This window comes from Vibrio sp. 10N.286.51.E5 (genome assembly GCF_041469125.1).
Lineage (GTDB): Bacteria > Pseudomonadota > Gammaproteobacteria > Enterobacterales > Vibrionaceae > Vibrio > Vibrio crassostreae_C.
On record NZ_JBFRJZ010000135.1, the window covers coordinates 1 to 736 of the forward strand.

Sequence of the window (736 nt, forward strand, 5' to 3'; positions counted from 1 at the left end):
AGAATCGCTCAAAGGCCGTCTTGCCTTCTACATCTATCTGGTCTTGTTTCAACATCGTCCACATTTCACGCCCATGCAAACTAGCCAAGGCTCCTTCCGTTGATTTCCAACCTAGAGCTTGACGTGTTTTCTGCTTCACCCAACGGTGGCTTTGCTCAACGATATTGTTCAGGTATTTAATGTCCAAAATCTCTACTAGCGAGAGCATGAAACAACCCGTCAACCAAAGCTGAACATTCATAGAATCGATAGCCGCGTAGTTACTCTTACTTCCATCTATGACGACTTTACTTGGTAAGCCATTTTGTGAAATAGCCTTATTCAGAAAGGCTTTAGCAGCAGCCTCATCACGCTTCGGGCTAAGATAATAATCAATGACATTTCCAAATTTATCGACGGCTCGGTAATAGTATACCCACTTACCTTTGACTTTGATGTAGGTTTCATCCATACGCCACGAGTCAGACACCGGCTTCTTTCTACGCCTCGCTCTATGCTCTAATAATGGTGCAAATTTGATAACCCAACGATTGATAGTGGCATGATCCACAATGGCCCCACGCTCTAATTGTATCTCTTCAATTTCACGATAGCTGAGTTTGTATGCAAGGTAATAGCGGATAGTTTCGAGAATAACTTCAGAGGGAAAATGGCAGCCTTTAAACATTGAGGATCAGTGTTATGAATAGAAATTAAGCAAAGTTTAACTCTAAAGCTCAAACTTTGCGACAGAACC

Annotated in this window: 1 protein-coding gene; it reads right to left on the reverse strand. The window is 42.3% G+C overall.

What is annotated here, in order from left to right:
- The coding region (locus AB4161_RS23085; RefSeq protein ID WP_372084472.1) for an IS6 family transposase at window positions 1–667 on the reverse strand (667 nt) is incomplete at its 3' end.
- Window positions 668–736: the final 69 nt, after the last annotated feature.